This is a genomic window from Paraburkholderia aromaticivorans (assembly GCF_002278075.1).
GTDB classification, from domain to species: Bacteria; Pseudomonadota; Gammaproteobacteria; order Burkholderiales; family Burkholderiaceae; genus Paraburkholderia; species Paraburkholderia aromaticivorans.
In genome coordinates this window covers 605,185-625,695 of the sequence record NZ_CP022991.1, presented here as the reverse complement: position 1 = coordinate 625,695, position 20,511 = coordinate 605,185, and the positions used below count along the sequence as shown (strand labels likewise).

At 63.9% G+C, this 20,511-nt stretch carries 14 protein-coding genes; all 14 read right to left on the bottom strand.

What is annotated here, in order from left to right; genetic code table 11:
• Positions 1-3: 3 nt before the first annotated feature.
• Entirely contained in the window at positions 4-360 is a 357-nt protein-coding gene (locus CJU94_RS35890; RefSeq protein WP_095423361.1) for a hypothetical protein, read from the bottom strand.
• Between the two features lie 22 nt (positions 361-382).
• Positions 383-1,102, bottom strand: a complete 720-nt coding sequence (locus CJU94_RS35885) for a PP2C family protein-serine/threonine phosphatase (protein WP_095423360.1) — start codon at positions 1,100-1,102, stop codon at positions 383-385.
• Entirely contained in the window at positions 1,099-2,610 is a 1,512-nt protein-coding gene (tagF, locus tag CJU94_RS35880; protein ID WP_244221125.1) for a type VI secretion system-associated protein TagF, read from the bottom strand. The genes CJU94_RS35885 and tagF overlap by 4 nt, the downstream gene beginning before the upstream one ends.
• Positions 2,598-6,161: a type VI secretion system membrane subunit TssM gene (tssM, locus tag CJU94_RS35875; protein WP_095423359.1), complete on the bottom strand. Its 3,564-nt coding sequence runs from the start codon at positions 6,159-6,161 to the stop codon at positions 2,598-2,600. Before tssM ends, tagF begins: the two co-directional genes overlap by 13 nt.
• Positions 6,162-6,165: 4 nt before the next feature.
• Positions 6,166-7,542 carry a type IVB secretion system protein IcmH/DotU gene (gene icmH / locus CJU94_RS35870; protein WP_095423439.1) on the bottom strand — a complete coding sequence of 459 codons (1,377 nt, stop codon included), beginning with the start codon at positions 7,540-7,542 and terminating at the stop codon, positions 6,166-6,168.
• A complete protein-coding gene (gene tssK, locus CJU94_RS35865) occupies positions 7,539-8,876 on the bottom strand; it encodes a type VI secretion system baseplate subunit TssK (protein WP_095423358.1) in 1,338 nt (445 codons plus the stop codon). Before tssK ends, icmH begins: the two co-directional genes overlap by 4 nt.
• A 95-nt stretch (positions 8,877-8,971) precedes the next feature.
• Positions 8,972-10,558, bottom strand: coding sequence for a type VI secretion system-associated FHA domain protein TagH (gene tagH, locus CJU94_RS35860; RefSeq protein WP_095423357.1), 1,587 nt, complete (start codon positions 10,556-10,558; stop codon positions 8,972-8,974).
• A complete protein-coding gene (locus tag CJU94_RS35855; RefSeq protein WP_095423356.1) occupies positions 10,555-11,103 on the bottom strand; it encodes a DUF6931 family protein in 549 nt (182 codons plus the stop codon). The genes tagH and CJU94_RS35855 overlap by 4 nt, the downstream gene beginning before the upstream one ends.
• Positions 11,100-12,992 (bottom strand): type VI secretion system tip protein TssI/VgrG, encoded by a 1,893-nt coding sequence (gene tssI / locus CJU94_RS35850; RefSeq protein ID WP_244221124.1) that lies wholly within the window; start codon positions 12,990-12,992, stop codon positions 11,100-11,102. The genes CJU94_RS35855 and tssI overlap by 4 nt, the downstream gene beginning before the upstream one ends.
• A gap of 127 nt (positions 12,993-13,119) precedes the next feature.
• On the bottom strand, positions 13,120-13,728 hold the full coding sequence (locus CJU94_RS35845; RefSeq protein WP_095423355.1) for a YopT-type cysteine protease domain-containing protein: 609 nt from the start codon (positions 13,726-13,728) through the stop codon (positions 13,120-13,122).
• A 36-nt stretch (positions 13,729-13,764) separates the two neighbouring features.
• Positions 13,765-14,775, bottom strand: coding sequence for a TcdA/TcdB catalytic glycosyltransferase domain-containing protein (locus CJU94_RS35840; protein WP_095423354.1), 1,011 nt, complete (start codon positions 14,773-14,775; stop codon positions 13,765-13,767).
• Positions 14,776-14,778: 3 nt separating this feature from the next.
• Positions 14,779-17,517 (bottom strand): type VI secretion system ATPase TssH, encoded by a 2,739-nt coding sequence (gene tssH / locus CJU94_RS35835; RefSeq protein ID WP_095423353.1) that lies wholly within the window; start codon positions 17,515-17,517, stop codon positions 14,779-14,781.
• Positions 17,518-17,604: 87 nt separating this feature from the next.
• Positions 17,605-18,645 carry a type VI secretion system baseplate subunit TssG gene (tssG, locus tag CJU94_RS35830; RefSeq protein ID WP_095423352.1) on the bottom strand — a complete coding sequence of 347 codons (1,041 nt, stop codon included), beginning with the start codon at positions 18,643-18,645 and terminating at the stop codon, positions 17,605-17,607.
• The gene (gene tssF / locus CJU94_RS35825; RefSeq protein WP_095423351.1) at positions 18,609-20,507 is read right to left on the bottom strand and encodes a type VI secretion system baseplate subunit TssF; all 1,899 of its coding nucleotides are present in this window, start codon (positions 20,505-20,507) and stop codon (positions 18,609-18,611) included. Before tssF ends, tssG begins: the two co-directional genes overlap by 37 nt.
• Between the last annotated feature and the right edge of the window lie 4 nt (positions 20,508-20,511).

Genomic DNA, 20,511 nt, shown 5'->3' with positions numbered 1-20,511 from the left:
CGCTCAGGCTTTCATCGCGAACCAGCGCAACGCGGCGGCGCAGGCCAGCAAGGCAAGCGCGCCGAGCGCAAACGCGCATGCGGTGCGGCGTGCGGCGCTTGGGTGGACACGCCGTGTTTCAGCCGTTTCTTCACGAAGTCCCGCACCGTCGCGAGCTGGCGTGACCTGGGTCGGTTGCAGGTCGTTCACAGGCACCGCGCGTCGCACGGTATCGTGCCCGTTGTTTCGCGCTGCGCCGCTCAGCGAGTCCAGCAAGTGACGCCGGCGCTGCCGGTAATCGTCACGTTCGATACGGCATTGCCGATGCATGTCATCGAGCGCGCGCAATGCGTCGTTGATCTGCTGCTCACGTTCGCTCATTTCGTCTCTTTCATGGCGATAGTCACGCGGCGTCGAGCCGCACGATCACAGCGGACAGATTGTCGCGAGCGAGCCGCCCGAGTGCGAGCGCGCACAGCCGGTCTACCTGTTGCCGCACGTCGAGCGGCCCGCTGCAAATGCTGGCCATTTCGTCGTCGCTCAATTCCTTGTTGATGCCGTCCGAGCACAGCAGAAACTGCATGCCAGGACGATGGCCGGCTACTGCCCAATCGATATACAACGTCTCCTCCACGCCCACTGCGCGCGTCAGCATGCCTGCATCGACGGCGTGAATCGCACGCGCGTCCACTCGCGTGATATCCGCCGGCTGGCCTTGCACGTGGTCGCGCGTGAGCTGCTCCAGTGCGCCGTTTTCGTGGACGTAGATTCGGCTGTCGCCCACCCAGCCGCACAGCACGAACGCCGCGTCGAGCACCAGCAGCGCGACTGTCGAGCCGATCACATCCACTTGTCGCTCGACAGCGGCAGCGCGCAGCTCCGCGTTCACCTGCTGCAAGCAATCCTCGATCGCGGCGACGAACTCGTGCACGTCGTCCCGACGCTGCAACGCGCCCAACCGCTCGACAATCAACGTGCTCGCGAAATCGCCCGCCGCGTGGCCGCCGAGACCGTCGGCGACGGCCCATAACCCGAGATCGTCGCGCACGAGAATCGCGTCTTCGTTGCGGCGTCGCACGTTGCCGGTTTCGGTGCGGCCGGCGGAGCGGGAGAGCGCCGTCATGCGCGCACTTCCACGACCGCGAGCGGCCACGGCTCGTGCGCCATGTGCAAATTCGCGAGATGAGCGAGATGCGCACGGGCGTCGCCGCAGGTCGGCAACGCGAGCGCTTGCGCCAGCAACTCGCGCGGCAGTTGCGTAAGCGCGCGCGTGGCGAGAAGCAGCAGCCGGTCACCGGGTTCGAGCAGGAGCGCGGCTTCGTCGCACGCCGGCTCGCCCAGCGTGCCGAGACCGGGCATGTCGAGCCATGCGTCGCCGAACAGCAGGTCGTCGAATTCGCCGCCCTCGCCCGCCGCGCGTTCGACGAACGTCGCCTGCAATTTGCCGCGCCGCCAGTGCCACAGTGTCGCCGGGCCGATGCGCAGCAAACGCGCATGCAAGCCGTCGAGTCGCACGATAACGGCCGCGCCGTTTTCATTGACGGCTTCCGCAGCGGCAGTTTCGGCAGCAATCATATCGGCTGTCTTTTCCGTGGCGACGTAGGCGGCAATGTCGGCGGGTACGCTGGAATCGGGCGCACCGTACTTCGAATCGCGCAGCCGCTCATGCAGCGACATGAGCGCGGCACGCACAGCGGCGATATCGTGCGCGCTAGCCGAGACAGTTTCGCGGATGCTTCGCGCGGCGACACGACGAGAGTCATACGGCCCATCGTCGGCGCTCAAAACGAGCGTGCGGCGCTGATCGAGGCATAGCCATGCGGAGCCGGGTTCGTCAATAGCGGGGGCACCCTCGCTCGCGACGAGTGCTGACGCAGTCGCGCTAACCTCTGGCCGGCTGCGTCGAATCGTATCGTCCTGCGGTGACGTGGTTGCGTGCCGTACGTCTTCTTCCCCTTCGCTTGCCTTCACGCGCCGCCCGGTCAGCAAGGCCGCATAGCTGCGCGGCAAGCCACGCGTCGCGAGCAATTGCGCCGCATTTTCGGTCCACCACAAACACCATGGCTCCGCGCGCGTGCCAAGCTCACGCCACGCCTCCCGCAACGCCGCACCCGCTGCAAGCTCGCGTGGCAAATCCAGTTGCCACTGTCCGCTGTCCCACGGCAGCGCTTTCCAACGCGCGGCCAACGCGTACGCATCGGCCTGAATATGCGGCAATGAAGCGACGTGTGCGTCGAATGTCTCGACGCTGACGGCTTCGTCGTGCGCGCTCCGGTAAGTATGTTCGAGCGCGTCGAACCACGCCGCATTGTCGAGAACACGCGTGAGGTCGCCCACACATGGCGACGCCAACACCATCGGAAACTCGCGGCCAAGCCGATCCAGAGCGGGCGTGGTTACGCCACACCACGCGCTGGTGCCGCACACCTGCGGCGGCAGCGCGAAGCGCCACGCCGCGCCTTCTCGCCACGCGTTGGTCCATTGCTGACCTAATTCGCGGCGGCCGTTTTCGACCGCGCGCTGAAAATGAAGGTCCCACGCGTCGACGAAGTCCCGCGGCAGCCGCCGCTTCACGAAATCGCCCGCGCCCGGCAACTTGCCGTAAAAGCCGACGCCATTCATCGCGGGCATCTAAAATGCTGGACTTCGTCGTTGAGGAACGGGTGACGCAAGCTCGCCGGTTGAAGCGGCAAACGCACGACATGTCCGCCGAAATCGAAGCTCGCGACAAAGCGCAGATCGCTTTGCTTTTGCAGATGCCCCGCGTCGAGCGCATGAAAAAACGCCCATTCACCGTCGAAACGCAGTGGCGCGCCAAGCAAATGATTGGAGCCGTCGAACGCGCTGATTACGACATGCCCAGGCTGCGGACCAGGCCATGCCATCGCCGCACTCGTCACACCGTTCGCACTGTAGTCGTACTTCTGCCCGTCGATCTCGACGACGACCCGCGCAACCGGCGCATCGAATTGCGGCGCGAGCAGCGAGAAGCCGACATGCGCCTGAGCGCCATTGCTGAAGAAAATCTGACGGATGTCGTCGGCCACCTGCGCCTGCGCCAGCACGCTGTCCGGCCCCGGCGTCACGCCCGGCTTCCAGCGCCACGCGCGGCCGCCCGTATCCACCCGTTGCGCGAGCGTCGCTTTGAAGAAGCTGTCGAAGCGTCCGCCGTTGCCGAACAGTTCGGCGAGATTTTGTAGCGGAATATCCGACGCACCACCTGAAGAGAACGGATAGCGTCCGTCGACAAAGCTCGTGCAGTCGTTGCCCGCCGCCGCGCGAAACTGCCCGGCGAGGGCGGCGCTGCTGCCGCTCGCGACCAGCGCCGCGCTCTTGCCGGTAAGGCCCGCGATCAGCCCCGCCGCTTGCGGCGGCAACTGTCCCGCTTCCTGACGCGCGGCCAGCACCGCCGCATTGTTCTGCGCAGCAGGGTCGCTCAGGTCGTTCAGGGTGAGCAAGGTCTTGCCAAGCTGATCAAGCACGCCGATGGTGTGATCGAGCGGCGTCGCGCCGGGCGTGCCGGTGCTCAACTGGTCCAGTTGCGCGAAATGCTCTTCGATTACGGCGCCTGGCTGGCGGCCACTGTTTGCACTACCCGCATTCTCCGCGCCGCTTGCCAAACCGGCGGGCACCGTCACTCCTGCCGAGCGCAACTCTCCCGCAAGCCGCGTGTTCGATGCGCGCGTCGCCACCACTTTCCCGGCAATCGTCTTCGCCTGCGACGCGTCCGCACCGGACACGCCACTGGCGTTTGCCGCGCCGCGCAGCATGTCGCTTGTGTTGTCGCGCACGAGGTTGAGCAGCGCCTTGAGCGGCGAACTCGGCCCTGACAGCTTGGCGGCCAGCGCGCTCGCGTCCTGAATGCTCGCGACCGGCCGCAATTGCAGATCGGCGAGCAGGGCATCCCAGTTGCGGATGTAGTCCTGCTCGTACAGTGCCAGCACCTGTTGCTCGTAGCGAGAGCGCGCGAGCGGATCGACACGGCCCGTATCGAATACCCAGTAATCCTTCACGAAGTTATCCACGGACTGCTCGATCCCACCGTTCGCCTGAGAGGCGAAATAAGGCCGCGTAAAGAGCACCGGCAGCGGTTGCGACAACGGCGTTCCACTCTTGCGCGCGAACACGTTGCCGAGCAGGCCCAGCGCCTGATCGAGCCGCACCGGCGTCACCCCCGAACGCCCGGCTTCGAGTTGCACGCTGCCGTAAATCAGCGTGGCGACGTCGGCGGTTTTCAGGGTGGCGCGCGCCTGAGCGATCAGTGCGTTGTCGAGCGAGAGCGCGCGCGGCTTCTGCGGATCGTTGACGCGCGAGGAAAAATGCTCGTCGAGCGCTCTGGCGATTGCCGGGTCTTGCGGAAACAGCCGCTGCCATTCCAGACACGCCAGCGCGGCGAGCTCACCCGAATCCAGATGCTGTGGCTGGCCGAGCATCAGATAGCCCTTCAGATAGTCGTACAGCGCCTGCGGCTCGTTCGCGCTTGCCGCAAGACCCTCACGAAAGCGCACGCCGACTCCCGGCAGCAAAGTGCCATCGCTCTCACGCAGATACGCGCTGTGCGCCTGTGCGAACAACGCGTGCCCCTGAAACAGGCCGAACCGCATCAGCAGCGGCACATGCCCGCGATACTGACCCGCGACGTCCTGCGCAGCGGAGATCACGTCGAGCCGCGCAAGCGAGCGCGCGAAATACGTCTTGAGATCCGGCGCGCCGGCCAGGGTGTCGGCAGGCGGCAGATCCTTCAACGCGCCCTGCACCTCGGTAACCAATGCGCGATTACGCGCATAGCTCGTCGCGAAGCCGGCCACCAGCAGCAGTGTCACCAGTGCCATACCCGCATAGGCGGCCGCTTGCGCGAGCAGCTTTTGCCGCTCCAGACGCGGGTTCGTGCCCGCCAGCCCCGACTCGCGGAACAGCACCTCGCGCAGCAGCCGCTCGACGAAATAGGTGCGCCGCTGCCCGCTGCCGACCTGCACGCGCGCGGCATCGACGCCGAACGTGCGTGCCACCGCGCCCAGCATCCGGTCGATCGGCGCGCCTTCCTGCGTGCCCGACGTCAGATACGCACCGCGCAACAGCGGCGGCGTGCCGTACTCGTGACGGCCGAACGCACCTTCCAGGAACTGCCGCGCGATCTCGCGAAACGCGCCGAGCTGCTGCGGAAAGCTGAGCACGGCGGCACGGCGTCCGCGGTCGCGCTCGGCATGCAGACGCTCGATCAGACGCGTATCGAGCCGCTCCAGCAGCAGATCGTATTCGTCCGCGAAGCGGCCGCATGCGCTGCCGTCGAGGCTCGCGTCGAGCGGAAAGGTCATGCCCCACACCTGGCTACGCAAAGCCGGGCCGAGGTCATCGAAAAATTCACCGAAGCCCGCCACCAGGTCGCACTTGGTGAACACCAGATACACGGGCACCGCTACCTTCAGATGCTGCGTGAGTTCGTCCAGACGCCGCCGCACCGCGCGAATGTGCTGCGCGCGCGCTTCGTCGTCGAAAGCGAGCAGGTCGGACACGCTCATCGTCACGATCACGCCGTTCAGCGGACGGCGCCTGCGGTAGCGGCGCAACAGCGTCAGGAACGCCTGCCATACCGAGGCATCCGCGAGCGCGTCTGAGTTCTGCGTGGTGTAGCGGCCCGCCGTGTCGAGAAAGACGGCTTCGTCGGTGAACCACCAGTCGCAATCGCGTGTGCCGCCAATGCCGCGCAACGCCTCCTTGCCGAAGCGCGCCGACAGCGGAAAATCCAGTCCGGAATTGTTCAGCAGCGTGCTCTTGCCCGAACCCGGCGGGCCGATCACGACATACCACGGCAGCGCGTACAGATTGCGGCCGTTGCGGCGCGTCTTGCGCAAGGTATCGATGGCTTCGCGAAAGCGCCGTTGCAGTTGCGCGCGCTCGGCGTTGCCCGGCTCTTCGGCGGCAAGACGCGCTTCCTGTCCGGCGAGTTCGCCCGAGAGTTGCGCGGTCTTGCGTTGCGCGCGCCATTTCAGCAGTTGCATGGCGAGCAGCACGCCCAGCACCATCGCGAGAATCAGCGCGAGCCGCGCGGCGGCGCTCGCGAGCGGTTGATACGCGCCGATGCCGAGATACGGGCCGCCGAGCCAGATCAGTGCGGCGATCAGCAGCAGACCGACGGCCATTGCAAACCAGCGGGACGTCACCCGGTTTTTCAGCATGTTCATGGGTTCAGTTCTCCGGGATGTACAGGATTTCCACGCGCCGGTTGCGCGCCCGGTTGGCCGGCAGGTTCGGCGGCGTCGCGAGCGGTTGTGACGAGCCCGCGCCGTTCGCTTCGAGACGGCGCGGATCATCGAGACCTTGCGCGAGAATCGCCAGCGTGTTTTGCGCACGCGCCGTCGAGAGCGCGAAGTTGTCCTTGAATTGCAGCGAGTGCACGGGCTGATCGTCGGTATGGCCGACCACGATTACGCGGCCGCGCACCTGGTTCAGCGCAGCGGCAACACTGCGCAGCAACGGAATTTCGTCCGGCGCAAGATCGGCGCCGCCCGACGGGAACAACGCGCCCGCCGCGAGTCGCACGATGTCGCGCCCATCCGCCTGTTCGTCGACGCTCAGCCCGCCTGTCTGTTCGAGCGGCGCGAGCAATGCCTTCAGGCTTTTTGCGGCGACTTCCGGCGCAACGGCGCGCTGCGGCGGCGGCGCGCTGTCGAGACCGATAGCGGCGAGCTGCGCGCCGACCGGTTCGGCGAGGGCGTTCAGACGCGTGAAGAAATAGAGGAATGCGCCGAGCACGATTACGGCCGACGCTGCGAGCGCAACCCACAGCGGCACGTGACGCACGACCGGATTGCGGCGATCTTCCACGCCGCGCCAGTGCGGCGCGAGTTCGGCAGCGGGCGCTTCGCGCAGCGCGCGAATGCGGCGGTACAGATCGTCCTGAATGTCGGCGAGACGGCCGAGGCCGCCCGGCTCCACCAGATAGCGTCCGCCGAAACCGAGTGCGAGGCAGATATACATCAATTCGATCAGATCGAGATGGCGCGAGAAGTCCGCGCTCAGGCGGTCGAGAATCTGGAAGAACTTGGCGCCGCCATACGTTTCTCCGTGAAACGTGACCAGCAGCGTCTTTTGCGCCCAGCCGTTCAGGTCGCCCCACGGCGCATTGTTGACAGCCTCGTCGAGCATCGTGCACAACACGTAGCGTGCGGCCACGACGGTTTGCGAATTGATGCCGGCGTCCTGCGCGTAGCGCTCGAAACTATGCACCTGCGCGACGGCCTGCTCGCGCAGCCGTGGGATGTCGGTGGGTGCCGTCACGCTATGCCGCAATTGCACGGTCAACAGCAGCAGCGGATTGGCCGCGCGCACCAACGCGTTCGCCACGCCGCTCATGAAATCGCCGAGTTCGGCGCGCCGCGCATAGCGCGCGGCATGCACGGACGCGCGCGGCTGCACGATGTGGGTTGCGTCGTCAGCGGTGGTACGTGCATTTGCGGCCGCGTTTGCAGTCGCGTTTGCATTGACGCTGGCGTGATCGCGCGGGCGCAGCACGGTGGCGTCCACTGGCAGCGTTTCATCCTGATTGCGACGGTTCGTACTCATGCCCGCACCGCCCAGCATTGCAGATCGAGGCCGGCGAAGCCGCTGCCGAAATGCATGGCGATGCCGCCCGACGTTTTCAACATGCGCCACATCGCCGAATTGCGGTCGCATTCGAAGTAGACGAAGCCGGAGGTGTACGGCAACTGACGCGGCGCAACCGCCATCGGCGACACGCCAATGCCGGGCAATTGCAGATTCACCAGATCGCGGATCTTTTCCACCGGACCGATTTTCGATTGCGTGGGCAACTGGCGGCGCATATCTTCAGCCTTCATGTCGGCCCTGGCGGCGAGCACGAAGGTCGCCGTATCGAGCAGCGTCGGATCGGGCACCACGCCAACCCACACGCCGTATTTGCGCTGTTGCAGCGGAATCGGCACGGCGCTCTGTTCGAGCACCGCGCTCAGCGCGATCCGCAGCGCGGCGATCAGCGGCTCGAAACTCCCGCGCAACAACTCGTGCCGGTAAGGCGGGAACGTCTGCGCGCGCTTGCCCGGTGCCGTGAACGTGGCAAGTTCACCCGCCAGTTCGAGCAGCAGACGGTACAGCGCTTCCGGATGCAGCAGCGGCGCGGCAGCCAGATGCGCGATGAGCGGCTGATAGCGGTTGATCACCTGCAGCATCAGAAAATCCGCGATCTCCGCCGCGCCGCCGCGATCCGTTTGCGCGACCCGGTTCGCCAGCGCTTCGCCGCGCTGATGCAGGAGACCAAGCAACTCGGACAGAAACGTTACGAGCCGGGCGGCGGCTTCGGTGTGCAACGCCGTGGGCATGAAACCTTCGTCCAGAATCACGCGGCGGTCCGCGCGGCATTCGACCACGCGAGCGAGCGGAATCTGCGTGAGCCCTTCGTTCGGCTGCGACTCGGGCAGCAGACGTGTACTCATGCCGGCCACTTCGAGCGTCGTGAGCCCTTCCATGCTGCCCGACGCATCGCGCGCTTCGGTTTCGTGCACGCGGAAACGGTGCAATTGGTCGCTGGCGGCGCCGGGCCATGCGCTATCGGGTTGCGTCGCGGAGCGCAGCGGCATCGTCAGATGCACGGTCTGGTCGCGCAGGTTCAAGTCGATGTCGAGCGGCGGCGGCAGCGGATCGTCGCCGGGCATCGAGAACGGCGTGCCGTCGGGGAATACGCCGCGCGCGCGCTTGATGCCGAGCTTGCCGATTGCCAGCAGATCCGTTTCGAGCTCCAGTTCCTGGAAGCCCCACGCATAAGGACGCAAACCGCCCGTGCGCAATTCCACGTAGCGCTCGAAATAGCGCTCCTGTTGCTGCATGTGCTGAGGCCGCAAGAACAGGCCTTCGCTCCATATGACTTTGTTGCTTTGGGTCATGGCTATACGTCAATCCTGGTGTGTCGATGCGTTGGCGCGTCGTAACTTCTTCGTCTCGGTCTTCGTGATCATGGACTGCGGTCGAGGCGCGCTGCTTAGTCACGACGGTGTTTCAGACGCGCAAGTTGTGCTTCGTAAGCCCGCGCGAATTCGTCGCCGAACAGGCGCTGGAAGCACTCGTCGGGATTTCGTGTGAGCGCGTCGAACTGCACTTTGTAGCGTTCCCAATGACTCGGCCGACCACCGAACGACAAACGCCGCGCAGCGACGCCTTCGGTCTCTTCGATACGCGCGGGGTCAAACTGCGCGAGCATCGAATCGAACGCGGCGCGCACGCCGGCCAGCATCGCCATCTGGTGATTACGGATGTCGGTGGCAGCGTCGTTGAGCGCCGCGCTGCCGCACAGAAAGCCCTGGTCCGGCGGCGCGAACAGCTTTTTGACCGCTTCCTGCGCGGTCGGCGCGAACTTCAGCGGGTTGTTCTCGGCGCGCTGGATCAGCGTGGCGGGCAGGCGAAAACTGTTCTTCAGTTCGGCACGCGCGCGCAGCACGTCCATCATCGTGTCCACGGCGATGTGGAGCATTTCGTCGAGTTCGGGCGATGGAGGCGCAGCGGCTGATGCGCGTGAAGCGGCTGATGCTGGCGCTGTCGCGTGGGGATGCGCTGCGTTGGGTAAAGACGTGGGCCCCTTGGCAGGCGTTGGGCTTTGCAGTGCCTGCTCTTGATGCACAGGGAGTTTTGCCGACGGTGCTTCAGCGGAAGACTGCGGCTGTGCTTGCGACTGCAATAACGACTGCAGTTCCGGCTGCCCTTCTGCCAGCCGCTCAGGCGCACTCGCATGCGGCTGCGAAGCAGGCACATCGCGCGGCATTTGCGCTGGGGTCGCGAGCGGCGAGTCATTCGACCGCGACTCGACGCGCGACGCCACATGACTGCTCATCACATCCCAATCGTCCGGCAACAGCGGAGCGCTCGCGCGAACTGCTTCAACTTGCGGCGGATGAAAGCGGTCGGATACGGCAGGCGTGTGATTCCAGCCTTCGTTGGGCGGCGGCGATGCCTGCGCGTCCTCGCCGTACGACGACGGTGCGTCGAACATCGCAAGCGGATCGAGAATCGCGCCGGGTGCGGCATCGGCGGCGCCGGGAATCAGGCCGCCACCATGTGCCTCGCCGTGCTGGGCAACGGCAACATCTTCGCCCCGCGACGCGAGCAGCAGACTCAGATCGAGCGGATTGACGTTCTTCGGCGAGGACGCAGCGGGCAAGGATGGAGCCGAATGAACCGAATCCCGACCCGCCGCAGCGGTCGCTGCCGTGCGTTCGTTATCGTTCAACGCGTTCCACTGCGTCGCCGTCTCGCCCTTCATATGTACGTCGATGACGAACGTGTCGATCTGCAAGCGGTCGCCATGTTTCAGCGTGACCGGCTCGCCGCGTTGCAGCGATGTGCCGTTTAGCAACATGCCGTTGGTGCTGCGGTCTTCGATGAAGTAGAGGCCGTTCACATACCGCACCAGCGCGTGCAGACGCGACACGCCCTCCGCCCCGAGCACCCAGTCGCACTCGTCCGAGCGGCCAATGCTGCCGTCGCGGCATCCAAACTCGTGTTCGCGGCGCGCGCCCAGGCGCTCGGCTCGCTCGCCCTGCACCGACAGAGTCAGGCTTTGCATCGTGCTCATTGAATACCTCCGTCGATGCCGTTAGGAACGCCGAGCAGGCCCAGCGCGTCGCGCACGAACGCCGTGCGGCGCGCGTCGAGTTGCACGGGGACCAGCGCGGCCATGTAGTTCACGGCCGCCATCGCGGCGAGCGCGGTGAGATGTTCGGGCGGCGGAGTCGGCTGCTCGTAGCGCGGATTCAGGTTGCCGCCGGTCCAGCCTGCGGCGGCGGCCGACCACGCGCCGATGCTGCGGTAACGGTGCTCGCTCGCGAACTTCGCCGCGCTCGCGCGATGCGTCTCGCGCGGATCGCGCACCCATGCCTCGGCCAGCGCGAGCCCCGCACGGTCGCGATCGTCCAGCGTCTGACGGCTGCCGCACTGACACACCCACGCCACCGCGTAACGGCGCGGCAAAAGGCGCGCGAGCAGGCTCAAGGCGTCGGCCGTCAATCCGTCGTCGAGCAGCGTGCGCACGGCCGCAAACGGCGTCATGGCGACCTGCAGACGGGCCTGCGCCGGCGCGGACAACTGCATCTGCCGGGCGGCGTCGAGAAGCGCGCTCATAACGGCAGAATCATCGGAGCGGCGCCGCCGAGAATCGCCGTGGCGGTGCCGATCAATTGCAGATTGGTCGACTGCACGAGGCAATCGGCCTCGGACAACACCTCCATCGCCGCAACCGAACTCACGTTCAGATTGGCCTTGGAGTTGATTTCCATGGCGAGGCCGGAACTCATCGTCACGTTCATGTCGCCATTGATCGTGATATTGGTGCCCTGAATCGCGATCTCGCCGGAACTGTTCATGGTGATGCTCGCGAGACCCGTGACGAGTTTGATCTGGTTGCCCGCGCTCAACGTGTAGTTGTGCGCGACCTGCACATCGTGATCGTGCTCGGACTCTTCGCGCAAATCCTTCTGCGCATGAATCAGCACCTGCTCGCCGCCCTTCCTGTCCTCGAAACGGATTTCGTTGTAGTCCTCGCTGCCGCCGCCAGCGTGACTGCGGCTTTTCACGCCGCTCTGCGTCCTGTTGTCCGGCAGGCTGTACGGCGGCATGTTGTCCGCGTTGTAGACGCTGCCGATAATCAGCGGGCGGTCCGGATTGCCGTCGAGAAAACTCACCACGACTTCCTGACCCACGCGCGGAATGAACTGCGCGCCCCAGCGCTTGCCGGCCCACATCTGCGCGACCCGCACCGGGCATGAGTTCTCCGCGTGCGGTTTGCCGGGCCGGCTCCAGAAAAACGTGACCTGCACGCGACCGTATTTATCCACGGCGATGTCCTCGGGCGTATCGCCGTAGACCACCGCAGTCTGCAAGCCCGCGATCAGCGGACGCGGCGTGGCCTGCATCGTGCGAAACGGCTGACGGCTACGGATCACCTCGAAAGCGCAACGGAATGGTTCTTCGGCGTCGTCCGCACCGCCGCCTGTCACGTAGTCCGGTTCGACCAGACGCATCTCGGTCCCGATCACAAGATATTCCTGGTTTGCCTCGGCGGCCGGAAAATCCTTGAGCCGGAACAGCGCGCCGGTGGCGAGGCCGCATGCGTCCGTGTGGCCCGAACTCGTGAAAAGCGGCACGTTCAACGCATCCGCGCGCACCTGCGCGTAGCGCTGGCCGTCCGCGAGACGCTGGTCGTGACCGACGTGGCCGTACGAATAGTCGTACGCATCGAGACCGCTCACGTTCGAGGCCTCGTCCTTGTCAGTCAGTTCTTCGGTAGCAAGTAGCGACGCTTTCGGCTTCAAGTAGTCGTAATCGTCGAACTGCACGCGCGCCGAGTTCAGCGAACGCGCGGTTTGCCATTCGCTGATCGACGCCATCATGCGCTTGCCGCGCTCGGTTGGCGGCGCATACGGAATCTGCCCGAAACCGGGCACGGTGGTATGCGCGCCGAGCGCGTCGGCAAGCACCATGGTGTGCGTGCCTTCGGAGTGTGTGAAAAAATAGTAGATACCTTCCTGCTCCATCAAACGGCTGATGAAGTCGAAGTCGCTCTCGCGGTATTGCACGCAGCAGTCGCGCGCCGGGTAGCTCGCTGTGAGGCTCGGCTTCACGTCGCTATAGCCGATGTCGCCGAGCACCGACTGAATAATCTGCGGCACGCTCATGCTGCGGTAAATTCGGCAGTCGCGCCGGCGCGTCGCCAGCCATGGTTTCGGCACCAGCACGAAGGTGTAGACCGCGTAACGCACGTCGTCGATCGTGACGAAGCCGCCCTGTTCACACTCGCACACCATGCCGTTGAAATAGCGGGTATAGCTCTGCGGCGTGACGAGTTTCACGGTCATCGGCGTGCCGAGCAGCGCGCGCAGATCGATCGCGGCGTTCCTGCTGATCGCTTCGAGCCGGTACGAAAACAGCCGCCCGAGTGCTTCGGTCGCGCTCATGTTCGAAAACAGCAGACTGTTGCCGAGATTGGAGCTGAGTGTAATTGCGTGAGCCATGGAAAGATTCGCGTGCGTTTGTCGATGTGCTTAACGACAAATAACAGCCAGCCACGCTCATCTATTCCGTCAATCTTGAAAATTCGGCTCACGCGGCCGGGCGGACGGCCGCGCAACGCCCGCGAGACTAGTCCGTGAACAACCGTTTGATCTTGAGCAGCTTGACATCCGTGACCTTGTAGGTGTCGAAGTTGTCTTTCAGGAGCGTTGCGAATTTCGCCGGCGCGCCGCCGCGGCTGTCCCCGACATAAGTCCACGTGCCGAAGTTGGGATCGAAAAGCGCCCACACATTGCGCCATTTCGTGACCGCCATCGCGTGCCGGCCAAAAGAGCACGCGAAAATGACCATGCCGAAATAGTTGCCGTTAGCCTTGGTCAACGTCGCGGAAATACTCATCGCGCGGCCCAGCGAAAGCATGCCCGGCGCAACGGGGTTGTCCGCGTCGGTATCGCGTTCGCCGTCCAGTCTGCCTTGAGAGAGCATGACGATACCGTTCGACAGGTTGTTGTCGTCCGAACTATTGCTCAGGAACTGGTTGCCGTACTGCGCATGATCCTTCAACCCCTCGGACGCCGTCAGGCCGTGCGTAATGCCCAGGCCCGCCACACTCGGACCGCCTGAAAAGCAGTCACGCAGCCATTTCACCGAGAGCCCCCAGCAGGCGCCCTTGGCCAGATCGCTTGTCATGCCTCGCAGAAGGTCGTTCTGCCTGAATACGAATGTCGGCTGTTCCATTGTTTCCTCGTTGTTTAAGTGGCGCGGTGCGGCCCGTCATAACCAGTCGTGAAAGTAGGCGTCGCGCACCGTATTCATCGGGAAATACCAGTTGTCTCGCATGAAAAGCGAGTCGCGCAGTTTCTGATCCGCGTCCTGAGATGCCATCTGTGATTCCGCCATCGTGTCGCGCACTTTCTTGAATCCCGAACTCTCGGCGGCCGCGCTCGGTCCGGTCATCTTGATGGTCGAGCCGCGCACGTCGTGCATGTACTGCTGGCGCAACTCTTCCTTGCTCTTGAGCGCCTTGAAGTTTCGGTGAATCAACGATTTGTACGACTTCAGCCCGCTGCTGCCCGCGTGAGCCGCGATGATGGAATTGCTGATGGCCGGTTGCTGGTCTGTCCTGATGTTGTTTCTCCACCAGTCGTCGCTGAGCCAGTTCTGCGTGGTGATACCGCGGTGCCACGCAATGCTGACGGCGGAAAAGCGCGGGTAAGACTGATGGCAAATAATGTCGCCGAGTGGGCTGACGCAACTCACGTCGGTATCGGCATAAATGCCGCCGTGCTGGAGCAGAATCTCGATACGCAGAATATCGCTTGCCGAACCGAAGTTGCCGCCGCGATTCACGAGTTCCTTGCGATAGATGGCGGCGTTCCTGCCCATCCTCAGATCGCGCTGCACTTCGCGCAGCCTGATTCCGTTGGCGTTGCAGAAATTCATGATCGAGTTGATCTGCTGCACGCGCATGCCTTGCAGCGCTTCACCGCGCTGATTCAGGTATTGATCCAGATACTTGATCGTGGCGGCATCGCCGCCCTGTTTGCCGAGCGTATCGGCCACTTCCTTCCATCGTTCCGGTGTGACCTTCGGAGTCGTCGCGTTCGTGTAATGCGCGGCGATCTGACGGCGACGTTCACCGGTCAGCAACTGGTTGGCGTCGATCCACAGATTCACTTCCCAGTTCGGGTTCAGTCTCGGGAACGTCACGATGCAATCGCGGTTGCATCGTGGAATGTCTCCACCAAGCCAGATAATGTGAATGACCTTTGGAATCGCTCTCATCGTTCAATACTCCTCGGGCTGCACCGCGCACTCATCAAAGCGATAGGCGAAATCGCCGTGTTCGACGCTCACGCGCACGCGTTCGAGTGCAACACCGTCGATCATGCGCGCGAGAAATTCCCGGCTTATCGCCGGCAACATGGTGTTGGTGAGAATCGCATCGATCATGCGTCCGCCCGATTCGCTTTCGGTGCAGCGGCTCGCCACCAGCTTCACGACCGCGTCGTCATAATCGAACGGCACGCGGTAGCGTTCTTCCACGCGCCGCCTGATACGGTTCAACTGCAACGTAACGATTCGTGCGAGCATCTCGCCGCTCAACGGAAAATACGGAATGGTCACCAGCCGCCCGAGCAGCGCGGGCGGAAAGACATCGAGCAACGGTTCGCGCAGCGACTGCGCGAGTTCGTCGGCATCGGGCATCGAGCCGGCGTTCTTGCACATTCCGGCAATCTGATCGGTGCCGACATTCGTGGTCAGCAGAATCAGCGTGTTGCGGAAGTTGATGGAGCGGCCCTCGCCGTCTTCCATGGCGCCCTTGTCGAACACCTGGAAGAACATTTCGTGCACATCCGGGTGCGCTTTTTCGACTTCATCGAGCAGGACCACCGAATAGGGCTTGCGGCGCACTGCCTCCGTCAGCACTCCGCCTTCGCCGTAACCTACGTAGCCCGGCGGCGCGCCCTTCAACGTCGACACCGTATGCGCCTCCTGAAACTCGCTCATGTTGATAGTGATGAGGTTATGCTCACCGCCATACAACGCCTCGGCCAACGCGAGTGCGGTCTCTGTCTTGCCGACGCCCGAGGTGCCCGCGAGCATGAATACGCCGATGGGCCGGTCCGGATTGTCGAGCCCGGCGCGCGAAGTCTGGATGCGTTTTGCGATCGCTTCCATCGCGTGGTCCTGACCGATCACGCGTTCGCCGATCAGGCTCGCGAGATTCATCACCGTGCGCAGTTCGCTGCGCATCATGCGGCCGACGGGAATACCGGTCCAGTCGGACACCACCGACGCCACCGCCTGATAATCGACGTTCGGCAAAATCAGCGGTGTTTCGCCTTGCAAACCGGCCAGCTGCGCCTGCAAGCTCCGTAACTCTGTGAGCACACCGGCGCGCATCGCGTCGCTCATGCCCGAAGCTGACTGCGCCGCCACTTCGAGCTCACTGCCGGGTCCCTCGACTGGCGCGCCTTCGCCACGCAGCTGTGCACGCAGCACGAGAATTTGCGAGACCAGCGTCTTCTCTTGCGCCCACGCAACCTCGCGTTGCGCGAGCCGCACGCGTTGTGTTTCAAGCGACGCCACCACCTGCGCCTCGCGTGCGGCCACATCGACACCCACGCTCTTCTCGCGCGCGATGATGCGCCGCTCGGTCTCCAGCGCCTCGATCCGCTTCAACGTATCGTCGATCTCAGCGGGCACTGCATGCTGGCTGATCGCGACACGCGCGCAAGCCGTGTCGAGCAGGCTCACCGACTTGTCCGGCAACTGGCGCGCAGGAATATAGCGGTGCGAAAGCTTCACGGCGGCTTCGAGCGCTTCGTCGAGAATCTGCACTCCATGGTGTTGTTCCATCATGCTTGCCACACCGCGCATCATCAGCACGGCTTTATCTTCGCCGGGTTCGTCCAACGGCACGGTCTGGAAGCGGCGCGTCAACGCCGGATCTTTCTCGATGTGCTTGCGGTATTCGGCCCATGTCGTCGCGCCGATTGTGCGCAAGTTGCCGCGCGCGAGCGCCGGCTTCAGCAGATTTGCCGCGTCGCCAGTACCCGCCGCACCGCCCGCGCCGACCAGCGTATGCGCTTCGTCGATAAAGAGAATCACAGGCCTCGCCGAGGCTTGCACCTCGTCGATCACCTGACGCAAGCGGTTCTCGAATTCACCCTTCATACTCGCGCCCGCCTGCAGCAGGCCGATGTCGAGCGTGCGAACCTGCACGTCCTTCAACGCAGGCGGGACGTCGCCGCGCGCGATGCGCAGCGCGAAACCCTCCACCACCGCCGTCTTGCCCACCCCCGCCTCGCCGACCAGCATCGGATTGTTCTGCCGCCGCCGCATCAGAATATCGACCACCTGGCGAATCTCGCCGTCACGCCCCACGATGGGATCGAGCTTGCCGTCGCGCGCCTGCGCGGTCAGATCGATTGTGAATTGCTGCAGCGCCTGTTGCTTGCCTAGTTGCGCGGGCGCCATCGCACCGCTGCCTTCGCCGGGCGCCGCAGTATCCACGCGAAACCCGTCGCTTGCGTGCAGACGTTCTTCCGGCGATCCCGCGACAATTTTCACGAAGCCATCAGCAAGCGCTTCCGGCTTTACTTTGGCAAATTCCGCCGAGAGCGCATGCAACGCATGACGCAAATGGCGCGTGCGCAGCAGTCCGACCAGCAAGTAGCCTGTGCGCACCTGAGCCTCACCGAACATCAGCGTGGCGAACACCCAGCCGCGCTCCACTGCTTCTTCGACTTCGGCGGAGAGGTCAGAAATGGTCGTGCTGCCGCGCGGCAAACGCTCAAGTGCCGCTGTCACGTCGCGCGCGAGACTGGCCGGATTCACGTCGAAATGCCTGACAATGCGATGCAGGTCGGAGTCCTGCAATTGAAGGATCTGATGCACCCAGTGCGCAAGTTCGACGTACGGGTTGCCGCGCAGCTTGCAGAACACGGTGGCGCTTTCAATACCTCTGTAAGCCACTGCATTAAGCTTGCCAAACAGGGCGCTGCGGCTGATCTCGGCCATGATGTCAATCCTGTAGAAAGTGAGGCAGCCATCCGGCGGCCTGCGGTTCAAAATGGAAACGCTGTCGCGCTGCCTGTTTGCGTCGCTTCAGTCGACGGGCGTCAGCACGACCTCATCGGCGTCGGCCGGTCTCGGATAGCGGCCCATCCACGTGCTGAAGCCCATGCGTCCCGACTGGCCCAGATGCATCGTCGGCACGTCGTCTCTCTTCAATACGAGCTGCACGTCCCAGCCTTTCTCGCCGCCGACATATAACTTCACGGCAGCCACGAGTTCCTTGAGCGCGCTGCCCCCCGGTAAAAAACGGTTGAATTCGTTCAGACTCAACGGTCCGATACGAAGCCTGAAACGATGCTGCGCGCCTCGCACCTGTGCGCCGAGCGTGGCGTTGCAGCCCATCTGCGCCATTGCGCCGCCCATACGCAAATGCGCCTCATGCCGCAGCTTCATCCAGCCGACCACGAACTCCATCACGCTCACCGGCACGCCAAAGTAGTGTTCGAGAAAACCCTTCAATCCCTCAGCATTGCGTGCCTGGTGCACCAGCCGTCCAGCGAAAAAGCGCTTGTACTGATCGGGCAGCGCATCGCGCTCTTCGAGCCGCGGCGTCGCCATGCCGATCAACGCGCCGATATAGGTGCGAAAACGATCTTCGTCCGGACGGTCGAGCTGCACCGTCGGCTGCGCGTCGGCCCACGCGCGATAGAACAGACTCAGCATGCGGTGATGAAACATGTCGGCGAAAGCGACGAGCGTCGAGTCTTTCGCGTTGCGCTGCCGGTCCACCGCGTGCTCGGTCAGGTGCAGCGGCAGCGGACCATTCGGCCCGAACAGCCCGAGAAAGAGTCCGTACAACCGCCCCGGCGAAGCCGAGTCGCCCGCCTTGCGCGGCTCGAAGCGCTCGATGCTGCGCGGCGGAAATTCGAGCGTGGCGACATGCGCGAGCCGCACCGGATCTTCGGCGGGCTTGGTCGAATGACCGAGGCGCGGATGCGCCGGATACGCGCATTCAAGCCGTCGCATCGCCTCGAAGAACTCGAAATCGAACGGCCGGTCGCGTAGCGCCGCTTCGAGCGCGGCCGCATCCTGCCTTACAGGATTGGGCGTTTGCCGGGTGTCGCGGGCCATCGCGCTACCTCGTTACGTTCGTAGGTCCGCAATACGGTTTCGGTGAACGAATTCAGCGAAACGTAGCGCGCAAAAAAATGCTGCAATACCGAGCCAAGCAGAAACGCACTGCTTCCCTCGAATGCGGCGTCCGCGCAAGTCAGCGTGATTTCTAGCCCGCGGCCATACGTGATTGGTCCGGGCACAGGCAGGCGACGCGTCGCCGGTTTGGCAACCACGTGCTTGATGCCTTCGATCTGCCGCCGCACCGCCGCGTCGAACTCGTCGTGATAGAGGCTGAGCATTTCACGCAACGCGCCCGCGCCGCTTTCGTTGTTCTCGCCATCTTCGTCGAGCAAAGACAGATAATTCAGTTGCAGATGGCTGATGAGCCGCCACGCGGTGTCGCCGCTCGCGGTGGGTGCGCGCGGCCGGGTCGGGCCCGCGACGCAGCGAATGGACGCGACCGGCGCGTCGGTGTCGAGCGTGAAGTCGGTGTAAGACTTGCCCACCGGCATGTGCAACGGCAGATCGCGGTTGGTGCACAACACACGCAAGCCGAGTTGACGCAGCGCGGTGGAGTACGGCGCGTCGTTCGCATCCACCAGCGCGATAAACGTTTCACTGCCGACATAACTCGAACGCGCACCCTTCTCTTTCTGGCGAGTCGACAATAAGCGCGGTTCGCGTCGCAGCGTGTAGAACGCGGCCTGACCGCCATGCCATGTACGCGAGTTGCCGCTGTAAAAAGGCAGAAAAGCCTGCTCCGGTTCTTGACGGTCGCCGTAGCCCTGCACGTCGAGCACGCTGTGCACTTCGAAATCCATCGGACGTGTACGGTCGCCGAGCACGTGATACTCAGTCGTGCCCTGCTGCAGATGAATGCGGTCCGCGCGGCGTTCGAACAGGTTCACGGCGGGCGTGCAGAACAGCCTGAAATTGCCAGCGTCGATTGAATTGTGCAGACGTGTCACGCTGCGATCGAGCCACACCACGATTTCGAACTCGTTTCCCTGGGCGCGAGCGAGCAGCGAACGCAGTCCCGTGAATTCGACAAAGCGAAAGCGCTCCGGGCACGCGAAATATTCCTGCAACAGCCGGTAGCCGCTGAACGAACGGTCGCCGTAAGGCAGCATCGCTTCGTGCTCGCTGAAGCCGAGCGCGCGCAAGGCATTCGCGTCGTAATGCTGGCTGACGAATTCGCCTTCCCGTGGCGATGCCGCGCGCACCGTGTAGCCCATGCCGTTGGCGAACAACTGTTCGTGGATCAGGCTGGGCAATTCGTCGGCACCCGCGAGATAAACCGTCAAATTGTCGAGCGCAAGCATGTTTGCCTGCACACCGGACAGCGTGCGCAAACGCAGACGCAAACCTGCGCGCACCTGGCGATTCGGCGGCGGCACGAGACCTGCTGCGGCCAGCGCTGCGGGCGTGTCGAAGTAACGCGCCTCGGTAAGTTCGAGCGGCCACAGCGTCACTTCGTGCGCGCTGCGGTATTCGCATGCGGTGCGCTCGCCGAAGCCGGTGAGGCTGCGCATCACCGTATGCCGCGCCACTGCGTGACCGGCGGGCGGCAAATCTTCGGTGACGTCGGGATGCATGTGCACCACGGCCATCGACGGAATCGGCGAGAGGTAGTGCGGATAGATCATCTCCAGCAAATGCTGGGTGAACACTGGGTACTGCGCATCCATCTTCAATTGCACCCGCGCGGCGAGAAACGCGAAGCCTTCGAGCAGGCGCTCGACATACGGATCGGCGCATTCGAAGCCTTCCATGCCTAGCCGGCCGGCAATCTTCGGATGCGCGCGTGCAAATTCAGCGCCCATTTCGCGGACATGCTGCAATTCGCGGTTGTAATAACGCAGGAGACGTGGGTCCACGATA

What these genes read in the sequence shown, in the direction of transcription:
- tssK (WP_095423358.1), bottom strand. Translation starts at nt 8,876, where the DNA reads ATGACCCAAAGCAACAAAGTCATATGGAGCGAAGGCCTGTTCTTGCGG.
- CJU94_RS35845 (WP_095423355.1), bottom strand. Translation starts at nt 13,728, where the DNA reads ATGGAACAGCCGACATTCGTATTCAGGCAGAACGACCTTCTGCGAGGC.
- CJU94_RS35890 (WP_095423361.1), bottom strand. Translation starts at nt 360, where the DNA reads ATGAGCGAACGTGAGCAGCAGATCAACGACGCATTGCGCGCGCTCGAT.
- icmH (WP_095423439.1), bottom strand. Translation starts at nt 7,542, where the DNA reads ATGAGTACGAACCGTCGCAATCAGGATGAAACGCTGCCAGTGGACGCC.
- tagF (WP_244221125.1), bottom strand. Translation starts at nt 2,610, where the DNA reads ATGCCCGCGATGAATGGCGTCGGCTTTTACGGCAAGTTGCCGGGCGCG.
- CJU94_RS35885 (WP_095423360.1), bottom strand. Translation starts at nt 1,102, where the DNA reads ATGACGGCGCTCTCCCGCTCCGCCGGCCGCACCGAAACCGGCAACGTG.
- tssI (WP_244221124.1), bottom strand. Translation starts at nt 12,992, where the DNA reads ATGGCTCACGCAATTACACTCAGCTCCAATCTCGGCAACAGTCTGCTG.
- tagH (WP_095423357.1), bottom strand. Translation starts at nt 10,558, where the DNA reads ATGAGCACGATGCAAAGCCTGACTCTGTCGGTGCAGGGCGAGCGAGCC.
- tssH (WP_095423353.1), bottom strand. Translation starts at nt 17,517, where the DNA reads ATGGCCGAGATCAGCCGCAGCGCCCTGTTTGGCAAGCTTAATGCAGTG.
- CJU94_RS35840 (WP_095423354.1), bottom strand. Translation starts at nt 14,775, where the DNA reads ATGAGAGCGATTCCAAAGGTCATTCACATTATCTGGCTTGGTGGAGAC.
- CJU94_RS35855 (WP_095423356.1), bottom strand. Translation starts at nt 11,103, where the DNA reads ATGAGCGCGCTTCTCGACGCCGCCCGGCAGATGCAGTTGTCCGCGCCG.
- tssG (WP_095423352.1), bottom strand. Translation starts at nt 18,645, where the DNA reads ATGGCCCGCGACACCCGGCAAACGCCCAATCCTGTAAGGCAGGATGCG.
- tssM (WP_095423359.1), bottom strand. Translation starts at nt 6,161, where the DNA reads ATGAACATGCTGAAAAACCGGGTGACGTCCCGCTGGTTTGCAATGGCC.